This window comes from Caulobacter mirabilis (genome assembly GCF_002749615.1).
Classification (GTDB): Bacteria; Pseudomonadota; Alphaproteobacteria; order Caulobacterales; family Caulobacteraceae; genus Caulobacter; species Caulobacter mirabilis.
Genome location: NZ_CP024201.1, coordinates 3,869,455 through 3,892,527 on the forward strand (window position 1 = coordinate 3,869,455; position 23,073 = coordinate 3,892,527).

At 69.0% G+C, this 23,073-nt stretch carries 20 protein-coding genes; 3 read left to right on the plus strand and 17 right to left on the minus strand.

Going from position 1 to position 23,073, the window contains the following annotated elements:
- Positions 1-3 precede the first annotated feature (3 nt).
- From CSW64_RS18260 to dgcN, 13 genes are all read right to left on the minus strand, one after another.
- Positions 4-2,256, minus strand: a complete 2,253-nt coding sequence (locus CSW64_RS18260) for a chemotaxis protein CheA (protein WP_099623437.1) — start codon at positions 2,254-2,256, stop codon at positions 4-6.
- A 12-nt stretch (positions 2,257-2,268) separates the two neighbouring features.
- On the minus strand, positions 2,269-2,634 hold the full coding sequence (locus CSW64_RS18265) for a response regulator (protein ID WP_099623438.1): 366 nt from the start codon (positions 2,632-2,634) through the stop codon (positions 2,269-2,271).
- Positions 2,631-2,912 carry an STAS domain-containing protein gene (locus CSW64_RS18270; protein ID WP_216361208.1) on the minus strand — a complete coding sequence of 94 codons (282 nt, stop codon included), beginning with the start codon at positions 2,910-2,912 and terminating at the stop codon, positions 2,631-2,633. Before CSW64_RS18270 ends, CSW64_RS18265 begins: the two co-directional genes overlap by 4 nt.
- Positions 2,913-2,923: 11 nt before the next feature.
- Complete coding sequence (locus CSW64_RS18275) at positions 2,924-5,368, minus strand: methyl-accepting chemotaxis protein (RefSeq protein WP_245863762.1); 2,445 nt, start codon at positions 5,366-5,368, stop codon at positions 2,924-2,926.
- Between the two features lie 136 nt (positions 5,369-5,504).
- Positions 5,505-6,107, minus strand: a complete 603-nt coding sequence (locus CSW64_RS18280) for a helix-turn-helix domain-containing protein (RefSeq protein WP_099623439.1) — start codon at positions 6,105-6,107, stop codon at positions 5,505-5,507.
- 96 nt (positions 6,108-6,203) lie between these two features.
- Entirely contained in the window at positions 6,204-7,103 is a 900-nt protein-coding gene (locus CSW64_RS18285; RefSeq protein WP_099623440.1) for a dienelactone hydrolase family protein, read from the minus strand.
- 36 nt (positions 7,104-7,139) lie between these two features.
- On the minus strand, positions 7,140-8,894 hold the full coding sequence (locus CSW64_RS18290) for a gamma-glutamyltransferase family protein (protein ID WP_099623441.1): 1,755 nt from the start codon (positions 8,892-8,894) through the stop codon (positions 7,140-7,142).
- Positions 8,891-10,657, minus strand: a complete 1,767-nt coding sequence (gene ggt / locus CSW64_RS18295; RefSeq protein WP_099623442.1) for a gamma-glutamyltransferase — start codon at positions 10,655-10,657, stop codon at positions 8,891-8,893. The genes CSW64_RS18290 and ggt overlap by 4 nt, the downstream gene beginning before the upstream one ends.
- 4 nt (positions 10,658-10,661) lie before the next feature.
- Positions 10,662-11,951, minus strand: a complete 1,290-nt coding sequence (locus CSW64_RS18300; protein ID WP_245863763.1) for a dicarboxylate/amino acid:cation symporter — start codon at positions 11,949-11,951, stop codon at positions 10,662-10,664.
- Complete coding sequence (locus CSW64_RS18305) at positions 11,948-13,570, minus strand: N-acyl-D-amino-acid deacylase family protein (RefSeq protein WP_099623444.1); 1,623 nt, start codon at positions 13,568-13,570, stop codon at positions 11,948-11,950. Before CSW64_RS18305 ends, CSW64_RS18300 begins: the two co-directional genes overlap by 4 nt.
- Positions 13,571-13,597: 27 nt before the next feature.
- A complete protein-coding gene (locus CSW64_RS18310) occupies positions 13,598-16,612 on the minus strand; it encodes a TonB-dependent receptor domain-containing protein (protein ID WP_099623445.1) in 3,015 nt (1,004 codons plus the stop codon).
- Between the two features lie 144 nt (positions 16,613-16,756).
- Positions 16,757-17,749: an N-acetyl-D-Glu racemase DgcA gene (gene dgcA / locus CSW64_RS18315; RefSeq protein WP_099623446.1), complete on the minus strand. Its 993-nt coding sequence runs from the start codon at positions 17,747-17,749 to the stop codon at positions 16,757-16,759.
- Entirely contained in the window at positions 17,707-18,744 is a 1,038-nt protein-coding gene (gene dgcN / locus CSW64_RS18320; protein ID WP_099623447.1) for an N-acetyltransferase DgcN, read from the minus strand. The genes dgcA and dgcN overlap by 43 nt, the downstream gene beginning before the upstream one ends.
- Positions 18,745-18,869: 125 nt before the next feature.
- Here dgcN and CSW64_RS18325 point away from each other — a divergent pair, with 125 nt between their 5' ends.
- Positions 18,870-19,610, plus strand: a complete 741-nt coding sequence (locus CSW64_RS18325) for an imm11 family protein (RefSeq protein ID WP_099623448.1) — start codon at positions 18,870-18,872, stop codon at positions 19,608-19,610.
- A 6-nt stretch (positions 19,611-19,616) separates the two neighbouring features.
- On the opposite strand, the gene CSW64_RS18330 is transcribed toward CSW64_RS18325, so the two are convergent.
- Complete coding sequence (locus CSW64_RS18330; RefSeq protein ID WP_172448621.1) at positions 19,617-20,513, minus strand: LysR family transcriptional regulator; 897 nt, start codon at positions 20,511-20,513, stop codon at positions 19,617-19,619.
- A gap of 263 nt (positions 20,514-20,776) precedes the next feature.
- Here CSW64_RS18330 and CSW64_RS18335 point away from each other — a divergent pair, with 263 nt between their 5' ends.
- The gene (locus CSW64_RS18335; RefSeq protein WP_099623450.1) at positions 20,777-21,247 is read left to right on the plus strand and encodes an RpiB/LacA/LacB family sugar-phosphate isomerase; all 471 of its coding nucleotides are present in this window, start codon (positions 20,777-20,779) and stop codon (positions 21,245-21,247) included.
- A 28-nt stretch (positions 21,248-21,275) separates the two neighbouring features.
- On the opposite strand, the gene CSW64_RS18340 is transcribed toward CSW64_RS18335, so the two are convergent.
- Positions 21,276-21,806, minus strand: a complete 531-nt coding sequence (locus tag CSW64_RS18340) for a dihydrofolate reductase family protein (RefSeq protein ID WP_099623451.1) — start codon at positions 21,804-21,806, stop codon at positions 21,276-21,278.
- A 172-nt stretch (positions 21,807-21,978) separates the two neighbouring features.
- On the opposite strand from CSW64_RS18340, the gene CSW64_RS18345 reads away from it, so the two are divergent.
- Positions 21,979-22,269 (plus strand): hypothetical protein, encoded by a 291-nt coding sequence (locus CSW64_RS18345; protein WP_099623452.1) that lies wholly within the window; start codon positions 21,979-21,981, stop codon positions 22,267-22,269.
- Positions 22,270-22,302: 33 nt separating this feature from the next.
- Here the strand turns inward: CSW64_RS18345 and CSW64_RS18350 are convergent, their stop codons facing one another.
- Together CSW64_RS18350 and CSW64_RS18355 are read right to left on the minus strand one after the other, a co-directional pair.
- A complete protein-coding gene (locus CSW64_RS18350; protein WP_099623453.1) occupies positions 22,303-22,605 on the minus strand; it encodes a hypothetical protein in 303 nt (100 codons plus the stop codon).
- Between the two features lie 105 nt (positions 22,606-22,710).
- Entirely contained in the window at positions 22,711-23,043 is a 333-nt protein-coding gene (locus CSW64_RS18355; RefSeq protein WP_099623454.1) for a VOC family protein, read from the minus strand.
- Between the last annotated feature and the right edge of the window lie 30 nt (positions 23,044-23,073).

Genomic DNA, 23,073 nt, shown 5'->3' on the forward strand with positions numbered 1-23,073 from the left:
AGGTCATTCCGCTGCAGTGAGGACGAGGGACTCGGTACGTGGCGCCGGCGGGGGCATGCGGCGATGCGCCGTCACCAGCCCGTCGATGTCGAGGATCAGGGCGACCCGGCCGTCGCCCAGGATGGTCGCGGCGGCGACGCCGTCGGTCGCGCCGTAGTTGGTCTCGAGGCTTTTGATCACGACCTGACGCTGACCCAGGATCTGGTCGACCATCAGGGCGACCTGGCCCGCGTTCTCGCTGTCGACCAGCAGGGCGACGCCCTCGGTCGGCTCCAGCGCTGAACGGCCGAAGCCGAGCGCCGCGCCGGTGTCGATCAGCGGCACGTAGGCGTCGCGGATCTGCAGGACCTTGTTGTGCGGGCCCAGCGGGCGGACCTCGCCCGCGCGGGGCTTCAGGCTCTCGATGATGGCGGTCAGCGGCGCGACCAGGGTCTGGTCGCCAACGGTCACGACCATGCCGTCCAGCACGGCCAGCGTCAGCGGCAGGCTCAGCGAGAAGCGCGAGCCTTGCCCCGGGGTCGAAACGATGGTGATGCGGCCGCCCAGCGCCTGGACCGAGCGCTTGACCACGTCCATGCCGACGCCGCGGCCTGAGATGTCCGACACGGTCGAGGCGGTGGAGAAGCCCGGGGCGAAGATCAGGTTGTCGATCTCTTCGTCAGACAGCTGAGCATCGGTCGCGATCAGGCCCTTTTCGATGGCCTTGGCCTTCACGCGGACGCGGTCGACGCCCTTGCCGTCATCGGCGACCTCGATGACGATCCGGCCGCTGCGGTGGGCCGCGGTCAGACGAACCGTGCCCTCGGCGGACTTACCGGCGGCCTCACGCTCGGCCGGGGTCTCCAGCCCGTGGTCGATCGCGTTGCGGATCATGTGGGTGATCGGGTCGGACAGCTTCTCGACCACGGTCTTGTCGACCTCGGTGCCCTCGCCTTCCGTCACCAGGCGCACGCGCTTGCCGGTGGCCTCGCCGACCTCGCGGACCAGGCGCGGCATGCGCTGGAACACCGACTTCACCGGCTGCGCGCGGATAGCCATGACGCTGTCCTGGATGCCGCGGGTGAGCAGCTCCAGGTCGGTCAGGGCCAGGTTCACGTCCGTCGCCTTGCCGGCGCCGCTCTCATGCACCCGTTGGGCCAGCATCGCCTGGTTGATGACCAGCTCGCCGACTAGGTTGATCAGACGGTCGACGCGGTCGAGGTCGACGCGGATCGTCTGGGGCGGCGCGGCGGCCGTGGCGGAAGCGGCGGCTTGCATGGGGGCGCCCGCGGCGACAGCCTCCGGTTTGGGGGCAGGGTCGACCGCCGCCGCGGGTGCGGCCGGCGCCGGGTGGGGGTCCGGGGCCGGCTCCTCCTTCACCTGCAGGAGCAGTGAATCCAGCAGGTTCAGGGACTCTTCCGCCTGAGGCTCGACGGCAACCGTGTCGGCCGCGCCGCCCTCACGCTTGATTTCCAGGTCGCAGTCCTCGTCCACGAAAGCGAAGGCGTCGCGGATGTCCGCCTCGGCCACGGAGGCCGGCAGACGAACGGTCCAGCCCAGATAGGCCCCGGCCGGGTCCATCTCCTCAAGCGGCAGCAGGGCTTCGTCATCGAGCGAAACGGTCGCCTCATCGGCCAGACCGATCAGCTCGCGCAGGACCAGGGCCGCGTCGTTCGCCTTGGCGTACAGCGAAGCATGCGGCGCGAACGTGACCAGCCAGTCGCCGTCCGCCGCTTCGGCGGCCGGGGCGTCGACGCCGGCCGAGGCCAGCAGGGCGGCGAGGTCGAAGTCATCCGCCGGCGCCGCGGCCGGCAGATCCAGCGAGACCAGCTGCGGAGTGAAGTTCAGGCCCTCGATCTCGGCGGGCTGTTCCTCGAAGGCGTTGGCCGCGCCGCCCACGGTCAGGGCCATGATGGCGGCGGCGATCTGTTCGGAACGGGCCTCGTCGGCCACGCCGCCGTCGCGGGCCGCGTTGACGTGGTCGGCCAACATGTCGGCGGCGCGCAGCAGCGTCGCGACCACGGTCTCGCTCGGGTCCACCTGGCCAGAGCGGATCTGGTCCAGAAGGGTCTCGAAGACGTGGCTGAAGCGAACTAACGGATCGAGGCCGAAGGCGCCGCCGCCGCCCTTCACCGAGTGAACGGCCCGGAACACCGAGTTGATCGTCTCGGAGTCGGTCGCGCCCTGCTCCATGGCCATCAGGCCTTCCTCGAGTTGCGCGAGAAGTTCGTCGCACTCGATGAAGAAGGTCGTCCGGATCGCGTCCATCGGGTCCATGGACCGGTCTCCCTAGGCCGCGACCCGCCGGATGGCGTCGATCAGCTTGGCGGGGTCGAAGGGCTTCACGATCCAGCCGGTGGCGCCGGCGGCGCGGGCGCGGGCCTTCTTCTCCGGCTCGCTCTCGGTGGTCAGGACCAGGATCGGCGTCGTCCGGGCATGGCCTTCGGCGCGCACCGCCTCGATGAAGCCGAAGCCGTCGAGCCGGGGCATGTTGATGTCGGTGACGATCACGTCGGGCCGCTCGGTCTGCAGCACCTCCAGCCCGTGCACGCCGTCCTCGGCGGTCACCACCGAGTAGCCGGCCTGGCGCAGCGTATGCCCGAGCATTTCCCGGATCGTGCGGGAGTCGTCGACGGCGAGAATGGTCAGGCTCACGGGAGGCGGTCCTCTTGCGCGGAGATCCAGGCGGTAGCGCCCATCAGGACGAGACCTTTGTCGAAAGCAGGTGAAGCGGCGGTGAAGACGAACGGCTGTTCGTCAGATTCCCAAGTCTTTCGCGCCGCAGCCAGCACCTGAAAACAGGGACCGCTGAGACGCTCGACATCGGAGGCGTCGATCTCCAGCGGAGCGCCGCGCAGGGCCAGCAGGGCCTCCCGCAGAGGCGCGGCCTGATCAAGACTCAGATTGGACGGGAGCTTGTAGGGTTCGGTCACCGGCGCTCTCCTCAGAACTCTTCCCAGCCGTCTTCGACCACGTCGGGCTTGCGGGCCGCCCCGCCGCCGGGTTGAACGGTGCGCATCGCCGGCGTCGTGGCGGCCGGACGCGGCGGCGCGAGAGGCGTCGAGATGGTTGCGGCGGGCGCCGCCATCGGCGCGGGACGGGTGAGCGGCCGCTGGACCGGCGCCGGCGTCCGAGCCGTCATGCGGGCCGCAGGCTCCTCGCCAATGCGGAACTTCGACACCAGCCTGGCCAGTTCCTCGGTCTCCTGGGCCAGCGAGTGGGTCGCGGCGGTCGATTCCTCGACCATGGCGGCGTTCTGCTGGGTCACCTGGTCCATCTGGTTGACGGCGGTGTTGACCTCGTTGAGGCCGGTGGCCTGCTCCTGGGCCGAGGCGGCGATCTCGCCGACCAGGCTGTCGATCTCTGCGACCTTCTCGACGATACGCTGCAGGGCCTGGCCGGTCTTGCCGACCAGATCGACGCCCTGGCCGACCTGGCTCGAGCTGGCGTGGATCAGCGCCTTGATCTCCTTGGCGGCCTCGGCCGAGCGCTGGGCCAGGGCCCGCACTTCGGAGGCCACCACGGCGAAGCCCTTGCCGGCGTCGCCGGCCCGGGCCGCCTCGACCCCGGCGTTCAGGGCCAGCAGGTTGGTCTGGAAGGCGATCTCGTCGATCACGCCGATGATCTGGCCGATCTGCTGCGAAGACTTCTCGATCTCGCTCATGGCCGTGGTCGCGGCCTTCACCACCTGGCCGGTGGTCTCGGCGTCGGCGCGGGCGCCGGCCACGACCTCGCTGGCCTGGCGGGCGCCGCCGGCCGTCTTGCGCACGGTGGCGGTGATCTGGTCGAGCGCGGCGGCGGTCTCTTCCAGGCTGGCGGCCTGTTGCTCGGTGCGCTTGGACAGGTCGTCGGAGGCCAGCGAGATTTCGTCGGTGCCGGTGCGGATGCCGCTGGTGTTGCTCGAGATCAGCTTCATCGCGTCCTGCAGGCGCGCGACGGCCTCGTTGAAGTCGACCTTCAGCTTCTCGTACTTGCCGGCGAAGGCGGCCTGGATACGGCTGGTCAGATCGCCCGACGCCAGATTGTCCAGCGCCTGGGCCAGGTTGTCGACGACAAGCTGCTGTTCCTGCTCGGCGGCGCGGCGGATCTCGTCGTTGCGGCGACGCTCCTCTTCGGCGGCTTCGCGCTGGCGGCGGGCCTCGTCCTCGGCCTTGTCCTTGGCGATGGCGGCCTCTCGGAAGCCCTCCACCGCGCGGGCCATCTCGCCGATGTCGTCGGTCTTGGCGATGAAGGGCACCGGAGACTGCTTGTCGCCCTTGGCGAGGTCGCGCATCCGGCCGGCCAGCGCCAGGATCGGCTTGGTCAGCGTGCCGCCGAACCACAGGCCGATGAACAGCGAGGCGAGCGCGATCACCGCCAGCGAGGCCAGGATGGTCCAGGTGATGGTGTTGCCGGTGGCCAGGGCCTCGGCCGTGCTGGCGCGGGCGACGATCCGCCAGCCGGCGCCTTCAAAGCGCTCGTTCCCGCGGGCGGTCTTCTCGGCCAGGATCTCGCCCTTGCCGATGTAGGTGTCGGAGACGCCCTTGACGTCCTTGGCGATCAGCGCGCGCAGCTGGTCGTCCGGCTGGACGCCGATCACGTCCGTCCCCAGCGACTTGCCCTCCGTCGCGCTGCTGGCGCGGAAGCTGTAGAGCATCGCGCCGTCACGGCCGAGGATGTCGAAATGCAGCTTGGTGGTGCCGATGTCCGAGTCGGTCATGGCCGCCGAGGCCATGAAGAACTGGTGGACCATCGTGTCGATGACGCCCAGGTCCATGAAGTTGACCCACACCCCGACGGTCTCGCCGGCGCTGTTCTTCAGCGGCGCCGAGAAGGCCATCGCCCAGCCGTCGCCGCCGTAGACCCGCGACAGGGCGCCGTGCTTGGCCGGCTGCTCCATGGTCACCGGCGCCACGCCCGCGCCGCCTTTGGAGGCCTTGCCGCTCAAGGCGTCCTTCAACCAGGACTCGCCAGCGAAGTTCATGCCGTAGAGCTGGGCGGTGTCGATCTTCTTGCCGGCCGGGTCGACCGTGTTGACCCCAAGCACCTCTCCCGAGGGGGAAACCAGCATCATCAGCGGATAGATGGCGTTGGCGCGCACCTCGCCGTTCATGATGCCGACCATCTTCCCGGTGTCGTCGACCGGGCGCCAGTTCTCGGGCTGGGAGGCGGAGGGGTGGCCGGTCACGGCCATTTCGATGTCGCGGAACCGCTCGTTCAGGAGCGTATCGAGCGTGTCGCCGAGCGCGATGGCCTGCATCTGCATGCCGGCTTCGGCCTGGCCGCGGATCTCGCCCTTGATCACGAACAGATAGCCCGCAAACAGCAGCACCAGCGGCAGGATGGCGAACGCCATCAGCGCGGCGGCGACCTTTTCGCGCAGACCCAAAGACGACAGCGAGAAACGCATAGACCCAATGCCCCCAAGCTCGGTTCCCGAGGGCCACAATTCTCGAATACGAGAAAATTTTTGGTTAAGCTTGGGAAAGGATATTCCGGAACGGTTGCGACGGCTGGTCACACCACCCCGTCGCCGGAACGGCCCGTCAGATCTGGCGGTCGCCCGCGAACACGATCAGCGCGCGCGACGGTCCATCGCCTTTGCGGACCAGCGCATAGCCCGCCCGGGCGTCGAAATAGACCGCGTCGCCCTCGCTCAGATGCAGCGGCGCGTAGAGCTCCGAATGCAGCACCAGATCGCCCGACAGCGCCATGACATAGGCCTCGCCCTCGTCTCGGCTGAAGCCGCCGTGCTCCTCGACGCTGGCGGCGTCGACCTCGACCATCACCGGCGTGAAGGCCTTGCGGATCAGCTCCCCGCCGGCGACCCGACCCGGGCCGGCCGAGAGGTCCATGCGCTCCCCCTGCCCGGCCCGGACCACGGAGCGGCGGCCGACCGCGACCGGCGCTCCGGCGACGCCGACGGTCCCATCCGCCTCGGCGCCGATCAGCCGCGCCATGTCGATCTCCAGGCCCTTGCAGATCCGAAGAAGGTTTTCGTAGCTGAGGGAGGTCTGGCCCAGCTCGACCTTGGACAGCGTCGACAGGGGTACGCCCGAGCGCTCGCTGAGCTGCGCCAGGGTCCACCCTCCGGCCAGCCTCAACTTGCGAATTGCCAGTCCCGCTTTTGCGGACAAACGAGAACTCATCAGGGCCCTTCTGGCGCACTGTTCTCCAGCGAGCGCCAAAGAACATGAGTCGCCGACGCCCCCAATCACCCATTCTGGGTTAAATGTCGATGCCTGCTAGCGCGGAGCGAGCGTCCTCTCGAAGAAGGCCGCGGCCTTCCCGCGGACATCCTCCGTGGCCGTCGCATTGGCCGCCACGCCCTGCCGCTTCTTGCCCGGATCATCGAACCCGTGGGTCGCGTCCTTGTAGACTTCGAGCTCGATGTCGCCGCCCAGTTTGCGGCTGCGCGCCACCAGCTTCTCGCAGCTTTCCGGCGAGACCTCCTCGTCGGCCGTGCCGATGAACACCCGCACCGGGGCGTAGGGCCGATAGCCCGCCTTCTCGAACTTCTTCTTCAGGCCGCAGCCCGGGTAGAAGGCCAGCGCCCCGCGGAAGCCGAGCGTCTTCATGTCGCCAGGCTTGTCGTCGGCCATCGTCGCCAAGGCGGCGCTGGCGCCGTTCGACCAGCCCATCAGGCCGATGCGGTCGCCGTCCACGCCCGGCAGGCCGCGCAGGTACTTCAGCGCGCCATAGGCGTCCATCGGACGGTTGTTGACCTCGTCGACCGAGAGCGGACGGTCCTTGTAGGTCCCGGCCGCGAAGCCCGCCGGGTAGCCCCGCGCAGAGAAGCTGTCGACCAGCAGAACGTAATAGCCGCGATCGGCCCAGTAGCGCGCCCACCAGCGATGGCGCTGCGAGATCGTGGACGCCTCATAGCGGCCTTTGGCCAGGGAGGAGAACAGGCCGGCCCGGCCGTGCATCAGCACCACAGCCGGCGCTTTCGCCGCCGGCCTGGCCGGGCGATACAGGAAGCCGCTGAGCGGCGTGCGCTCGACGTCGACCGCCGGAAACTCGACCCGCTCCGGCGCGCCGGCCGGAGCAACGGCTGCCGGCGTCGCGTCGTCGTCACCCTCCTGAGCCGACGCGGCGCCGGCCGTGAAGGCCAGCGCCAGGGCGAGAGCTGTGGCTCGGATCATGTTTCTTCCCCCATAGTATAGAGCCGACCAGCGGCGTCAGCGCTTCCCCGTCTCCAGCGTCCGGACCACGCCCTCGCGACGGCTGTCGGCGCCGCCGACGAAGGCGCCGCCCTCCACCATCACGCCATGCAGGCCGCTCTCCTCGCCGGCGCCGCGCTTCACCTCGATCCCTCGGGCTCGCAACCCCTCTAGGATCTCTGGCGAGAACTTGTGCGCCTCCCCGTTGAAGTCGGCGCCGCGGGCGACGAGGTTGGGCAGGTCCATCGCCGCCTGCATCGGCATCTTCCAGTCCAGGACGCCGACCAGGGTCTTGGCCACATAGGCCGGGATGGCGTTGCCGCCGGGCGAGCCGATCGCGCCGACGAAGCGGCCGTCCTTGCCGAAGATGATCACCGGCGTCATCGACGAGCGCGGCCGCTTGCCGCCGGCCACCGCGTTGGCCGCCGGCGCGCCATCCTTCTCGGTCGGACTGAACGAGAAGTCGGTCAGCTGGTTGTTCAGGAAGAAGCCTTCGACCATCCGGCCGGTGCCGAAGTAGGACTCCACCGTGGTGGTCATCGAGACCACGTCGCCGTCGCCGTCGACGACGACGAAATGGGTGGTGCCGGCCGGCTCCCGGGTGGCGTCGGCCCCGACCATCTTCGCCCCTGCCGGCTTTCCGGCCTGAGGCGGCGGCCCCGCCCGTTCGCCGACCAGAGCGGCGCGCTCGTCGAGGTAGCGGGTCTCCAGCAGGCCCTGCACCGGCACGGTCACGAAGTGCGGGTCGCCCACGTAGCGGTCGCGGTCGGCGTACATCACCCGGCTGGCTTCGGCGAACAGATACCAGGCCTGGGGGTCGCTCGGCCCGCGTGTCGCGATGTCGGTCCGCTCCAACAGGCCCATCAGTTCCAGCAGGCCGACACCGCTGGCCGGCGGAGCCGGGGCGCACAGGACATAGACGCGGTAGGGCCGGCACAGGGCGCCGATCTGCTCGGGGCGATAGCCGGCGATATCGGCCAGCGTCATGCTCCCGCCATAGGGCTCGGCGCGGGTGCGGGCGACGATCTTCTCGGCTACGGGGCCGGCATAGAAGGCGCTCACGCCTTCCGCCGCGATCCGGCGCAGCACGGCGGCGTATGCCGGGTTCTTCAGAATGTCGCCCGTCTGCAGGGGCGAGCCGTCGGGCCGCGCGAAATAGGCCTTGGCGTCCGGCGCCTTGGGCGTGGCGGCGTAGCGTTCGATCATGTTCGCCATGCGCGGCGTCACGACGAAGCCGTCCTGGGCGGTGCGGGCGGTGGTCTCGAACAGCCGGCTCCAGGCCAGCTTGCCGTGCAGCTTCTGAACCTGCGCCAGCATGGCCAGCACGCCCGGCACGCCGGTGGCCCGGCCGCTGGCGACGGCGTCGGCCCGCTTCAGCGGTTTGCCGTCGGCGTCCAGGAACATGCCTGGCGTCGCGCCCGCGGGAGCCGTCTCGCGCCCGTTCCAGGCGGTCGCCTGCCCGGTCGCGGCGTCGTAGTGCATCAGGAAGGCGCCGCCGGCGATGCCGCTGCTCTGCGGCTCGACCAGCCCCAGCATCGCCTGGATGGCCACCGCCGCGTCGACGGCGCTGCCGCCCTGGCGCAGGACGTCCAGCCCGGCCTCGACGGCCAAGGGATTGGCGGCCGCGACAAAGGCCCGGCCCTGCGTCGCCGGGACGGCGACCGGCGCGGCTCCGGCGGGCGCGACGGCGAGATCGGCCGCAGCGACGGGGCTTCCCGCCAGGACCGCGGCGATCGCGGCCCCGACGATGGACGAACGGATGAGGCGGCTCACGGAGCGACCGCCGTCGCGCCCGGACGACGCGGATCGGCCGCGCCCAGGAACAGGCCCTTGTCGATCATGATCGACTGGGCGCTGCCCATGGTCTCATTGACCCGCACCTTGTGGCCCTTGGCCTGCAGCAGGGCGATGGTGTCGGGATTGAAGTTCGGCTCGACGTCCATGCCGTCGCGCGCGTCCTGGAAGATGCGCGGCTGATGGGTCGCTTCCGCCACGTTCAGCTTGAAGTCGACGACGTTGACGATGACCTGCAGCACCGTGTCGATGATGGTGCTGCCCCCCGGCGTGCCGGTGATCAGCCAGGGCTTGCCGTCCTTGAACACGATGGTCGGCATCATGGTCGACAGCATCCGCTTGCCCGGCTCCATGGCGTTGGGCGGCAGGCCCTCGCCCTTCTCGCGGGCGGCCACGGCCTGCTCGTGGCTGTAGTTATTCATCTGGTTGTTCAGGACAAAGCCGGTCCCCTCGACCATCACGCCCGAGCCGAAGTCGGCGCCCAGGGTGTAGGTGGTGCTGACCGCGTTGCCGTCGGCGTCGGCCACTGAATAGTGTGTCGTGTTCGGGCTCTCGTAGGCCCAGGGATTGCCGACGCTCAGCTCCTTGGCCGGGACCGCCCGCTCGGTGGAGATCAGCTTGGCCCGCTCGGCCGCATAGGCCTTGGAGGTGAAGCCCTTCAGCGGGACCTTCACGAAGTCGGTGTCGCCCAGGTGCCGGTAACGGTCGGCGTAGGCGATCTTCATCGCCTGGGCCATGACGTTCAGCGATCCGGCGCTGCCGGCGCCGCCCAGGGCCTTCAGGTCGAAGCCCTCCAGCATGTTCAGCATCTGCAGCAGGGTCGCCCCGCCCGCCGAGGCCGGCGGCGTGGTGGCGACCTGCAGGCCGCGGTACTCGCCCATCAGCGGCTTGCGCTCGACCGCCTTGTAGGACGCCAGATCCTCCAGGGTGATCAGGCCGCCGTGAGCCTTCATATCGGCGGCGAAACGCCTGGCGATCTCGCCCCTGTAGAAGGCGTCGGCGCCGTGGTCGGCGATCTGGCGCAGCGACCAGGCCAGGTCGGGCTGCCTCAAGGTCTCGCCGGCTTTATAGAGGTCGCCGTTCGTCTTGTAGAAGGTCCGCGCGCCAGCCTGGCTCTCGGTCATCCGCTCCTGGGCCCAGGAGAAGACGAAGGCCTCGTCGGGGCTCAGGACCACGCCCTTGCTGGCCAGCTGGAAGGCCGGCTCGACGACATCCTTCCAGGCCAGCTTGCCATACTTCCTATGCGCCAAGGCCAGGCCGGCGACGGTGCCCGGCACGGCCGAGGCCTTGTAGCCGCGCGAGGCGACCTGGGTCTCCTGGCCCTTGGCGTCGACGAACATCTCCAGCCGGGCCGCCTTGGGCGCGACGGAACGGAAGTCGATGACCAGGGTCTCCTTCGTCTGCGCGATATGGACCAGCATGAAGCCGTCGCCGCCGATGTTGCCGGCCCGCGGCAGGGTCACGGCCAGGGCGAAGCCGACGGCCACCGCCGCATCGACGGCGTTGCCGCCCTGGCGCAGGATCTGCGCGCCGACCTCGGTGGCGATCTCGTTCTGGCTGACGACCATGCCGCGCGCGCCGACCACCGGATGGTGGATCGACGGATACTCGAGCAGCTGCTTGCGCTGCGGCTGAGGGGCCGTCGCCTGAAGAGCCGGGGCCTGGGCGAAGCCGGCGACCGGCGACAGGGCGATCGACGCGGCCGTCAGGCCGGCCAGCAAGGGACGAAGGTACAAACGCATGGGGTCAGACGTCCTTGGCGGATTTGAATTCCTCGACGTCCAGCTCCCCCTCCCACCGCGCGATGGCGGTGGAGACGGAGAGGTCGCAGGTGACGTTCGGCACCGTGCGGATCATGTCGAGGATACGGTCGAAGGGCAGGATGAAGCCGACGAGCAGAGCGGTCTGCTCGGCGCCGATGCCGATGGCGCCGAGCACGGCGGCCAGCACGAACAGGGAGCCCGAGGGCACCGGGCCGCCGCCGATGGCCAGCAGCGGGGTGATGATCAGGACGATGGCGTAATCGGCCAGGGTCATCGGCACGCCGAAGGCCTGCGCCGCGAAGACGGTCAGCATGCCGACGTACATCGCCGTACCGTCCATGCCGATGCTGGCGCCCAGCGGCAGCACGGTCGAGGCGACGGGCGGTTTCACGCCGAGGTTCTGCTCGGCCACGCGGATGGCGACCGGCAGGGTCGCCGAGCTGGAGGCGGTCGAGAAGCCGACCATGATCGCGTCCGCCGAGCCCCGGAAGAACGGGATCACCGGCAGCCGGGCCAGCAGGCGGACGATCAGGCCATGGGTGATGATCGTCTGGATCAGCGCTCCCAGGATCACGCAGAGCGCCAGGTTGAAGACGTGGACGAAGGTCTTGGCCCCGTTGGCGCCGATCACCACCGCGATCAGGGCGAACACGCCGAAGGGGGCCAGCTCCATGACCAGGGCCACGATCTTCAGCATCACCGACGAGGCCGAGGCCAGGCCCCGGGCCAGCGGCTTGCCGTCCTCGCCCGCGATGATCGTCGCCACCCCGACCAGGATGGCGAAGAACAGGATGGCGAGGGTCTCGCCTTCGGCCAGGGCCTTGATCGGGTTCAGCGGAATGATGCTGAGGAACAGCTCGGTCGGCGACTTGGCGGCGGCCAGGGCTTCCGGCGCGGCGCCGGCGACGGCCGCGCCCAGGCCCGGCTGGATCAGGGTCGCCAGCGTCAGGCCGACCGCGACGGCGATCAGCATGGTGACGATGTACATGCCGACCGTCTTCACCCCGATGCGGCCGAGCCGCTTGGGATCGCCCAGCTGGGCGACGCCCGAGGCGATGATCACGAACACCAGGGGCGCGACCAGCATGCGGATCAGCCGCACGAAGACGTCGCCGATCGGCTTGATCACCGCCGTCTGGTCGCCCAGCGCAAAACCGGCGATCGCACCCAGCACCAGGGCGCCCATGATCCGCTGCCATAGCGGGACGCCGAACCAGAGGCCCGCGAGGCGCGCGGCCGGCCCCTTCTTCTGCGGAGAGGCGTCGACGGTCATTTCGGGCATTTCCAGTCGGGCTGGGCCGGGCGGCGCAACGCGCGGCCGGCGAAGGCGTCGGTCGGCTGGCCGTCGGCGATGGCGACTTGGCCGTTGACCAGCACCCAACGGGCGCCGGTCGACAGGCGCTTGGGCTGTTCGTAGGTGGCCTGGGCGGCGAAGACCTTCGGATCAAAGGCGACGACGTCGGCGTACTGGCCGGGCTTGAGATAGCCGCGGTCCGTCAGGCGGAAGGCGTCGGCGGTGAGGCCGGCGCCGCGCCGCACGAACTGCTCGGGCGTCATCAGCTTTTCGGCGATCACGAACTTGGTCCAGGCCAGGGGGAAGGTGCCGAACTTGCGCGGATGGCCCTCGGAGCCGTCCGAGCCGGTCATCACCCAGGGACGGACGGCGAAGGCGGCGATGTCGGCCTCGGCCATGTTGAAGCTGGCGACGGCGGCGTCGCCCTCGTCGCGCACCACGCGGAAGGCGGCCTCGACCGGGTCGACGCCCCAGGCCTTGGCCACGTCACCCAGCCGCTTGCCGGCATGCGGGCCCGAGGTGAGCAGGATCGACATCGGCCCGCCGCGACGGCGCAGATTGTCAGCCGTGTCGGCGACCAGCCGGTCGCGCAGCGCCGGATCGGCCAGCCGCGCCCGCAGCGCCGCCTTGCCGCCGTCCATGGCCCAGCGCGGCAGCAAGGCGTTCGAGACCCGCGTGCCGGACGCGGCCCAGGGATACTGGTCGGCGGTGACCTCCCGCCCTTTGGCGCGCTCGGCCTCGACCAGGGCGATGATCTCCGGCGCCTTGCCGTGGACGTCGACGCCCAGCGCCTTGATGTGGGCGATGTGCACCGGCATGTCCGCTTCGCGGCCGATGCGCAGGGCTTCCTCGACAGCGGCCTTCAGTCCGATGTTGTCGCTGCCCTCGTCGCGCAGGTGGCTGTCGTAGACGCCGCCGCGCACGGCCGCCTCGCGGGCCAGGGCGATGACCTCCTCGGTCTTCGAAAAACTCTGAGGCGCATAATAGAGACCGGTCGAGAAGCCGATCGCCCCCTCGCACATGGCCTTGGCCACGGCGTCCTTCATGCGCTGCAGTTCGTCGGCCGTCGGCTCGCGGGCCGCTTCGCCCACGACTTGGCGGCGGACAGCGCCGAAGCCCACGAAACTCGCGACGTTGACGCCGACGCCCTGCTGCTGGGCGCGGTCGAGCCGGTCGCGGATGTCGGGCGAGCCGTCGCCGTCGTTGCCGATGAAGACCGTGGTCACGCCCTGGGCCAGGTGGTTCAGCCCGGCCCGCAGCGCCGCGTCGTCCGACTGCAGGTCGGCCGTCGCATGGGTGTGAGGATCGATGAAACCCGGCGCGACATAGAGGCCCGTCGCGTCGACGACGCGGCCGGCCGTCAGGTCCTTGGCGTCGCCGACGAAGACGATGCGGTCGCCCGCGATCCCCACGTCGGCCCGCCGCGGCGGAGCGCCGGTTCCGTCCAGGACGAGACCGCCGCGGAGAAGCAGGTCGAGGCGGAGAGGCGCCGCCTCGACCTGTCCCCGTGCGCCGCCAGCGACCAGGGCGAGTGAGACGACCGCCCCGATCCCCAGCAGGCGCACCTCGTGCGTTCCTCGGCTCCGACGCCGGACCATGACGACCCTCCCCAGGACTTCAGCGTCTTAGAAACGCTTGCTGAAGCTCGCGTACCAGTACCGACCCGTGGAACTGTGCAGTGCGCCGTTGTAGCCGAAGTTGCTCGACGTCACCGGCGGGTCCTTGTCCTCGATATTGCGGACGCCGAGGCGGATGGTCGAGCCGTCCATCATGCCGTCCTTGAAGGCGTACTGGCCGTAGAGGTTGACCGTGGTCCAGGCCTCGACCGGGAAGTACTTGCCATCGACCTGCGCCGGGCTGGTGTCGAACACGCGACCGACGTGGTTCACGAACACGCCCGCGCCCCAGCCGTCCTTGCGCCAGCTGAACGAGGCCGTGCCGCGGAACTCCGGGAAGCCGTCCAGCTGGATCTGGTTGCCCGCCGACGCGACGGTCAGGCCCGGCAGCTTTCCGCCCTTGATGGCGTCGATCAGGGTCTGCTCGATCGGGCTCGGCGCCTGGTCGAACTGCAGCAGCTTGGCGACGTTCAGCTTGACCCCGAAGTCGCCCCAGGAGTCGGTCTTCAGGTCGTAGTCGAGCGAGAAGTCGATGCCCCGGACCATCCGCGGCTGCAGGTTCTGATAGACGTCGTCGACGTAGAGGATCGGTCCGACGATGCCCGGGGTGGTGTTGTCGCGGACGACCTGCGGGTTGGAGCTGCCGTTGAGGCGCAGCAGGTAGTCGTAGGCGATCTGGTTGTTGGCCCCCAGGATGCCGATGACGTTCTTCTCGCGGATCGACCAGAAGTCCATCGTGAAGGTCACGCGGCCGGCTTCCGGCGGGATGAAGTCCGGCTGGAAGACCACGCCGACCGAGGCGTTGTCGGCCTCTTCCGGCTTCAGGTTCTGGTTGCCGCTGCGCACTTCCAGGGTGCTGGTCGAGGTGCAGGTGGTGCCGTTGATGCGGCAGGCGGCGTAGTCGGTGCGCGAGTTCGAGACGGTGGTGCCGTCGCTGTAGAACTGCGGCAGGTTCGGCGCCCGGAAGCTCTGGGACACCGAGCCGCGCAGCGACAGCCCGCGGCCGACCTTCCACAGCACGGCGAACTTCGGCTTCAGCACGTTGCCGAAGTCGGAATAGTACTCGTCGCGCGCGGCCAGCTGGATGTTGACCTCCTCGACGAAGGGGATCCGCATCTCCGGGCCGATGACCGGAACGGCCAGCTCGACGTAGGCCGAGGAGATGTCGCGGTCGGCGCTGACGTCCGGCGACTGGCTCGCCCCCAGGACATCGCTGTCGTAGGTGATGCCGGTGACCTTGTTGGTGTACTTGATCGTGCCGTCGAGACGGCTGTCACGGTCGTCGTCATAGGTCTCGCGGCGCCATTCGACGCCGGCCGCCAGACCGACCGGACCGGCCGGCAGCTCGAACAGGTCGGCCTTGGAGACCTTGAAGTCGATCATGGCCAGCGAGGTCTCGCTGATCCGGTAGACGTTGATCAGGAAGGAATCGATCGTCGCCTGGCTGTTGCGCGTGCCGTCGCCGAGCGAGTAGTTGCCCTGGCTGCCGCCGTTGAACGGGTTGTAGGCCGTGGCGTCGGTCCGCGACAGCGCCGCCTGGAAGAGCGTGTTGCTGATCGCGTTGTGCGTCATGTCCTTGGTGCGGGCCTTGGAGTAGACGACCGCCGACTCCCAGTCGAAGCCGTTCCATTCGCCGCGCAGGCCGCCCAGCAGGCGGATGCTGTCGTCGGTGACGGTGTAGGTCCGCGGGCCGGTGTCGACCGGCCGGTAGTTGGTGATGTTCATCGCCAGGCCGGCGGTCGGCACGTTGGTCAGGCCCGGCAGACGGTTCGGATTGACCGCGCCGTTCAGCATCGTCGGGCCGAACGGGTTCCAGTAGCTGTTGGCCGGGATCGAGATCGGGGCCGAGGACACCGGCGCGGACTGTTCGCGGCTGCCGGTGAACAGGGCGTGATAGTAGCCGGCCTCGCCGAAGAACTCGATCTCGTCGGTCAGCTGGTGCTCGACCGTGGCGAACAGGTTGGCCCGCTCGACGCCGCCCTTCAGGGTCCGATCGGGGTTTTCGTCATAGCGCAGGTTGCGGGTGTTGGCGCCGGTGATGCTGCCCGACTTGATGCAGAGATCGCCGCCGGCGCCGAACGCGCCGCTGGCGCAGGCCGGAATGCCCGTGCCGACGTTCGACGTCGGCTCGATGTGGAACAGGCCCGACGCGGTCAGGGCCGTGCCGTTCTGGCGGACGACGCCCGGCGCGCCGATGACGGTGAAGGCGCCCCAGGGGCTGGAGGTCGAGCGGCTGTCGAAGGTGGTGTTGCCCGCCCACGGCGTGCCTTCGATCTGCCAGCGGTGATCCTCGCTGGCGGCGTAGTCGCGCTCGCTGGCGTTCATCCGGCTGCGGCCGGTGTAGCTGCCGAAGAAGGTCACCCGGGTGTCGTCGCCGAAGCGCCGGCCCGCCTTCACGTTGAACGAGCCTTCGCGGTAGCCGGTGCCTTCCGACCCGCCGAGCTGGGCCTCCATGCGCAGGCCCTGGAAGCGGGTGTCGAGGACGTTGTTGACCACCCCGGCCACGGCGTCGGTGCCGTAGATGGCCGCGGCGCCGTCGCGCAGGACTTCCACCCGCTTGATGCCGGCGACCGGCAGGGCGTTGGTGTTCGGCGTCTGGACCGGGACGAAATTCTCGGTCTGGGTGCCCGGGTGCATGACGGCGCGGCGGCCGTTCAGCAGGGTCAGGGTATTGCCGGTGCCCAGGCTGCGCAGGTTCAGCGAGGCCACGTCGCCACGGGCGTCATTGAGGTTGCCGGTGGTGCGGGCCTCCTGGAACTGCACGTCGCCGGCCTGCGGGATCGAGCGGAACAGCTCGTCGCCGGACACCGCGCCGGTGGCCACGATGTCGTCCTCGCCCACCACGCTCACGGGCAGGGCGGTGTCGATCTTGGCGCCCTTGATCTGGCTGCCGACGACGGTGATCGCCTCGACCTCGGTCGACTCCGGCGCGGCCGGCGCTTCCTGCGCCCAGGCGCCGGTCGCGACCACGGAAGCGCCGGCCAGCAGCGCGCATTTCAGGCTTTTGATGATCGTGTGGGCCATGCCCCTACCCCCTATCCATATCGCGGCGCCGAGCGTTCCACCCTGTTCGCCGCCGTCGCCCGGAACATCCTCAATCGTCCGCAAGCCGCCAATAACCCAAGCCTTTCAGAGCCTTCCGAAAGGCATAGCCGACGGCTATGCAACTCAGCCGGGTTCTCCCCAAAATCCAGCAGCCGGCGGCGTCATCCAGCCTCCCTCAAGCCGCACCCCGCCGGGCCAGTCCTCGGTCAGCCACCAGGGCCCGTCGAGGTCGGCGACATCCGACGCTCCGGCGATATGCAGCGCCGGGGCGATGGCCAGCGACGAGCCGACCATGCAGCCGGTCATCACCGTGAAACCCTCGCGCCGAGCCGCGCCCAGCAAGGCGATCGCCTCGGTCAGCCCCCCTGTCTTGTCGAGCTTGATGTTGACCGCCTGGTAGCGTCCCTTGAGCGTCGCCAGGTTGTCGGCCGTGTGCACGGACTCGTCGGCGCAGACCGGAGCCGGCGGGTCGAAACCCTCCAGCGCGTGGTCGTCCCCGGCGGGCAGCGGCTGCTCAATCAGAGCGATATTCAGCCGCGCCAGCAGGGACGAGACCTCGCGCAGGATGTCGATGGTCCAACCTTCGTTCGGGTCGACGATCAGCCTCGATCGAGGCGCCGCCTGCCCTACGGCGAGCAGACGCTGTTCCACCAGATCGCCGTCGAGCTTCACCTTGACCAGCGGCGCGTCGGCGCAGGCGCGGGCCGCGGCGGCCATGGCCTCCGGTTCATCCAGGCTGACGGTCACCGCGCACTCCAACCGCGGCGGTCGCGCAAGGCCCGTGGCCGCGGCGACCGACACGCCGCTCTCGCGGGCGCGCAGGTCCCACAGGGCGCAGTCGAGCGCGTTGCGCGCCGCGCCGGCCGGCAGCAGGGCGGTCACCGCCGCGTCCGGCTGGCCGGCCTCGAAGGCCGCCGCAACGGTCTCCAGCTGGGCGACCACGCCGTCGACGCTCTCGCCGTAGCGGGGATAGGGCACGGCCTCCCCCCGCCCGACGACGTCGCCGCGCCGCAGTTCGACCATCACCGTCTCCGCCGCGGTCTTCACCCCGCGCGAGATGCGGAAGGGCGCCTTCAGCGGCCAGCGGCGGCGAGAGACGGCGAAGCTTCGAAACATGACAGCAGCTTGTCCACGATCTGGTCGACGCCCATCCGGACCGGGTCCTGGCAGGGCAGGTTGAGCTCGGCGGACGCCTCGGCGCAGAGGCGCGCGGCCTCCGCGTCGGAGTAGGCCGAGGTGTTGAACGCCACGCCCACGGCGACGACGTCGGGATTGGTCAGCCGCGCGGCTTCCAGGTTGCGCTCCAGCGTCTCCTTCAGGCCAGGAACCGGATGACCCGGCACGCCTCGCATGTGGGGACGACCCGGCTCATGACAAAGCACCAGGGCGTCCGGCTGGGCGCCGTGCAGCAGACCCAGCGACACGCCGGCGTAGGACGGGTGGAACAGCGAACCCTGCCCTTCGATGATGTCCCAGCCGCCGTCATGGCGCGCCGGCGACACGCGCTCGGTCGCGCCGGAGATGAAGTCGGCGACCACGGCGTCGACCGCGATGCCGTCGCCGGCGATCAGGATGCCGGTCTGGCCGGTGGCGCGGAAGTCAGCCGCCACGCCGCGAGCCCTCAACGCCTTCTCCAGCGCCAGCGAGGTGTACATCTTGCCCATCGAACAGTCGGTGCCGACAGTCAGCAGGCGCATCCCGGCCCGCGGAACGCCCTTGCCGACGACCAGATCAGCCGGCGGCTGGCGGACGTCGAACAGCCGGCGGCCGTTGCGTTCGGCGGCCTCGCGGACCGCCGGAACGTCGCCCAGCCGCTGGTGCAGGCCGCTGGCCACGTCGAGGCCCGCGTCGAGGGCCGCCACGATCACCGGGATCGCCGCCGCGCTCAGCACGCCGCCGGCGTTGGCCTCGCCGATGATCAGGGTCCGGGCGCCGCGCCGGACGGCCTCGTCGATGGCGACATCCTCCAGGCCGAGGGTCACTTCGCAGCCCGGCAGGCGCAGCTGACCGATACAGGTCTCGGGACGCCATTCGGCGACGCCGCGCGCCGTCTTGACCGCCAGCGGGTCCGTCGCCGCGCCGAGGTACAGCAGGTAGGGAGAAGAGATCATCGAATGCTCGCGCCGTCCGTTTCGTCGTCGGGCGCGACCATCGCGGCGAGGACCCGCTGCGTCGAATTCAGAAGCGGAGTTGTGCTAGCAAGAAAAGCTATGGCCCGCAGCGTCGGGGGAGCCTTATGAGCGAAAGCGACAACTCGGCCTATCTGATCCAGATGAAGGATCGAACGACGGCCTTGTTCGATGTCCGGGATCCACAGGCGACGTATCATCCGGTCCAAACTCGGTCGTTCGGCGATGTCAACGTCACTCTCGACGCCCTTTCCTGGACCCTGCCCTGGGAAACAATGACGTCTTTAGCCTCCCGCCCGTCGCCCGCTCTGACGGCCTATTGCGTCCTCGAACCGGACAGGCCCTTGCCGGACCTGCTGCAGGACTCCAACGGCGTCCACTTCGTCTCCGACCGGCTCAAAGTCGTTGTCGAGCCGCTGATGAAGGACTGCGAGTTCCTGCCGGTGGAAGTCACCCACATCGTTCATGAACAGGCGGTCGCGACAATCCGGGAAGGCTACTGGTGGATGAACTGCTGGCGACGGATCGACTGCGTTGACTGGGAACAATCCGACGCGCCCGCCTTCAGCCTGACCGATCCGCCGCGAATGAACCCAGCGATCAAAGGGACCGGCGTCTGGAAACGCCTCGTTCTCAAGCCAATCGACGAGGACGAACATTTCTTCGGCTTGCTCGGCATGTTCGGCGGCAGGCGCTATCTCTCGGCCACCCTCATGCAGACGATCCGCGCGGCCGGGCTGCCGATCACCTTCATGCCCCAGTTGCTGGACCAGAGCGACGTCGACACGGCCAATCGACTCCATTTCGATATCTACATGGCGCTGAACCCTTGGGGCGCCCGCAAATGAGCAGACTCAGCCGCCCGCCCTTTCCGCCAGCACCTCGGCCATCACCTTGGTGAAACTCTGGGACAGGTTCGACAGCGGCCGATCCTCCAGGTGCATGCAGTAGACGCCGAAGCGGAGCGGGTTGCTCAGTGGTCGGAAGTCGATCTTCTCAGAGGCCTCGAACCGGGCGGTGAACTCGTCGACCACGGCCACGCCGACCCCGAACCGCACCATCGAGGCGGCCATGTAGAAGGTCGAGCTGGTGATCGGCTCGTTGATGGTCAGCGCCTGGGCCTCCACCTCCGCCGAGAACAGCTCGCTGACCGGGCCGGTCGAACCGGAGCCGATGTAGTTCTTGCTCTCCAGCAGCTTCAGATCGAGACGCTCCGGCGGATTGGGGCCGAATTCGCCGCGCGGGAACATCATCATCAGCTCGCCGGCGCCGATCTGGAAATGCGCGATCCGCGGGTGCTGGATGGCGTCGTAGGCCAGCGCCATGTCGACCTCGTGCTCATAGAGGCCGCGCAGCACCTCGTCGTAATGCAGGGTGCGGAAGTCGAAGGTCACGGTCGGATGCGCCGCGCGGAAACGGGCCACCGCCTCTGGCGCGATGCCCAGGCCCAGGGCGGGCAGCACGGCGGCGCGGATGTGGCCGCCCTCCCCGGTCTTGAGGTTGCGCGCGGCCTGCTTCAGCGAGTCGAGCCGCTCGAAGACCTCCTTCACCTCCCGGAACAGGGCGTGCGCCTCGTCGGTCGGGGCCAGCCGGCCCTTCACCCGCCGGAACAGCTTGAAGCCCAGCTGATCCTCGGCGTGTTTGAGCACCTTGGAGACCGAGGGCTGGGACACGTTCAACGCCCGCGCGGCGGTCGAGATGGAGCCGTGCGCGTAGACGGAGTGGAAGACTTCGATATGCCTCAGACGCATGGGCGCGGATAAAGGGGGCAGACGGACGGTCGATGCAAGGAAAGTCTTGTCCGACGGCGCTCTTCGAGCTCCTGGCGCCCGGCCGGAACGCAAAAGCCTCGGGCGCTGCGAGGTTATGGCCAGCGCAGGTCTCATGAAGGCGGACCCGCGCGGCCGATCCGCAGCCGCCAGCCGCCTTGAACGTTCGATCGCCCGGTAGCCAGTATCGGTGATTGGCTGTAGCAGGCGCCGACCGTGACGCTGGATATGCCCCTTCGGAACCGATGACCCAGAAGCTGACCGACAAGCCCGTCTCGATCGCCGCCGACCACCGGGGCGTCGCCCTGAAGACGCGGCTGAAGGCCTGGCTGCTCGCCAACGGATACGCGGTCACTGACCGCGGAACCGACAGCGACGTCGAACGGGTCGATGCGATGGACTATGCGGTGCGGCTGGCGGCGGAGATCCAGGCGGGCCGATCCGATTTCGCCGTCGGGATCTGCGGCAGCGGGCAGATGGTCGCCATCACGGCCAACCGCTTTCCCTTCATCCGGGCGACGCTGCTCCACACCGTCGAGGAGAGCCTCGGCGCACGTCGACACGGCGACGCCAACATGCTGGTCCTGGGCGCGGACCTCACCGACGCCGACACGGCCGAGCGCATGCTTGAGATCTTCCTGAGCACCGCCGCTCTGGGGGAGCGCTACGCCGAGCGCCGAGAGCGTTTGGCCAGGCTCGATCCGTCCAAACTCTGAAAAGCATGTCCGCCCGGCCGATCGGTCGTCAGGCCGGCGTATAGGTCAGCCGCACCACGTTCTCGTCGATCTGTTCGCTGGCGACGAAACGGAGCGGCGGCCGGGGGCCGGCGAAATAGGGACTGCCGCCGCCTAGCACGACGGGATGCAGATAGATGCGGTAGGCGTCGATGAGGCCCAGGTCCGTCAAGGCCCGCGCCAGGACCGGCCCGCCGACCTCGATCTCGCCCTCGACCTCCGTCTTCAGTCGGCGGACCTCTGCTCCCAGGTCGGGCCCCAGGAGCGTGGCGTTGGGGCCGACCGAGGTCAGCGTGCGCGACGCGACCCATTTGTGCTGGCTCCGCCAGGCCTCCGCGAACGCGCGCTCAGGTTCGCCCCATTCGGGATGCTCGTCATCCCAGTAGCTCATGATCTCGTAGAGGCGGCGACCGTAGAGACTGCCTGCCTGCTCGCGCGCCTGGTCGATGAAGTGGCGGAAAAGCACGGGGCTGGGGCCGAACCGGTCATGATCGACGTAGCCGTCCAGCGACTGGTTCATCCCGAACACGAGCTTGGCCATGTCGCAGATCTCCGTTCCTGACCGTCGGGCCTGTCTGTTCGGAAGTTGCGCGGAAACGAGACCGGCTTCAATCGGCGCGCCGCCTCACGCAACGGCTGAGCGGCTCCGGTCCCCCCTCGCTAACCCTTCGCAAGCCTCTATAGGATGCCGCCGAGCCGTGGGGGACGGGCCAATGAACGGGTTGCGGGACTATCACGCGAAGCTTCTCAGGAAGCTCTACGATGAGCCGCTCCATATCGGCCTGAACAACGTCGACGTGCTCTGGCCCCTCTGGGTCGGCGCCGCCCTCTGTGCTGCTGTCGACATCGGCTTCGATCTCGACGGTCCCCTTCGCATCGGGCTTCTGGTGTTGCTGTGCGGGCCCGGCGTCCTATGGGCGGTCTATGTCCTGTTCCACGCGCTCAGATCCTTGCCCGCGCGATACCGCCGCCTGAAACGCGGCGGAGATAGCGACAAGGCGTGACCGACACTCCCGGGGACGGGCGACCGGCGGTGCTCACCGCTCCGAGATCGCCTCCCGCCGCCGCTCCCCGGGCGACAACCGCGGACGCTCCGCCTGACTGACGTCGCCGACCTGGTAATAGGTCGCCCAGACCCCGTCGATCCGCTGCTCCCAGGAGCAGACCATGTGGGTCCCCACCTGTCCGACACAGGCGACCTTCCGCACATCTTCCCGCCGAATCTCCCGCTGATCGGCGGCCGACAGAGCCTGAGCCCACGCGCCCGGATACACCTGGACTCGCAGGAGTTCGTCGGCGAGCGGATCCTGGAAGGCGAGCGACAGAAGAAGCGACAGCATTCCTACCTGCTAGGTCCATGAAGACTTCGCCTAGCGGATCGCCCTTCCCTCGCTCCGTCAACCGACGGCCAGAACAGCCTTCAGCCCCGGGAGCCGAGCGGCTCTCTACCCCTCGCTCCACACCGCCAGCTCGGTCCCGGCCGGATCGCGGAAGTGGAAGCGCCGCCCGCCCGGGAAGCTGAAGATCGGCTTGACCACGGCGCCGCCGGCCGCCTCGACCTTGGCCAGCATGGCCTCCAGGTCGTGGGCATAGAGGATCACCAGCGGCGCCTTGGCGCCCTCGGCGTCGAACCCTCCGTCGAGCCCTTCGTCAAAGGCCGCATAGCCCGGGCCGTAGTCGGTGAAAGCCCAGCCGAACGCCTTGGCGTAGAAGGCCTTGGTCTCCGGCAAGGCACCGCCGAACATCTCCACATAGTCGACCTTGCCGTCTTCACGCATCCCACACCTCGATATCAATGTTCACTATTT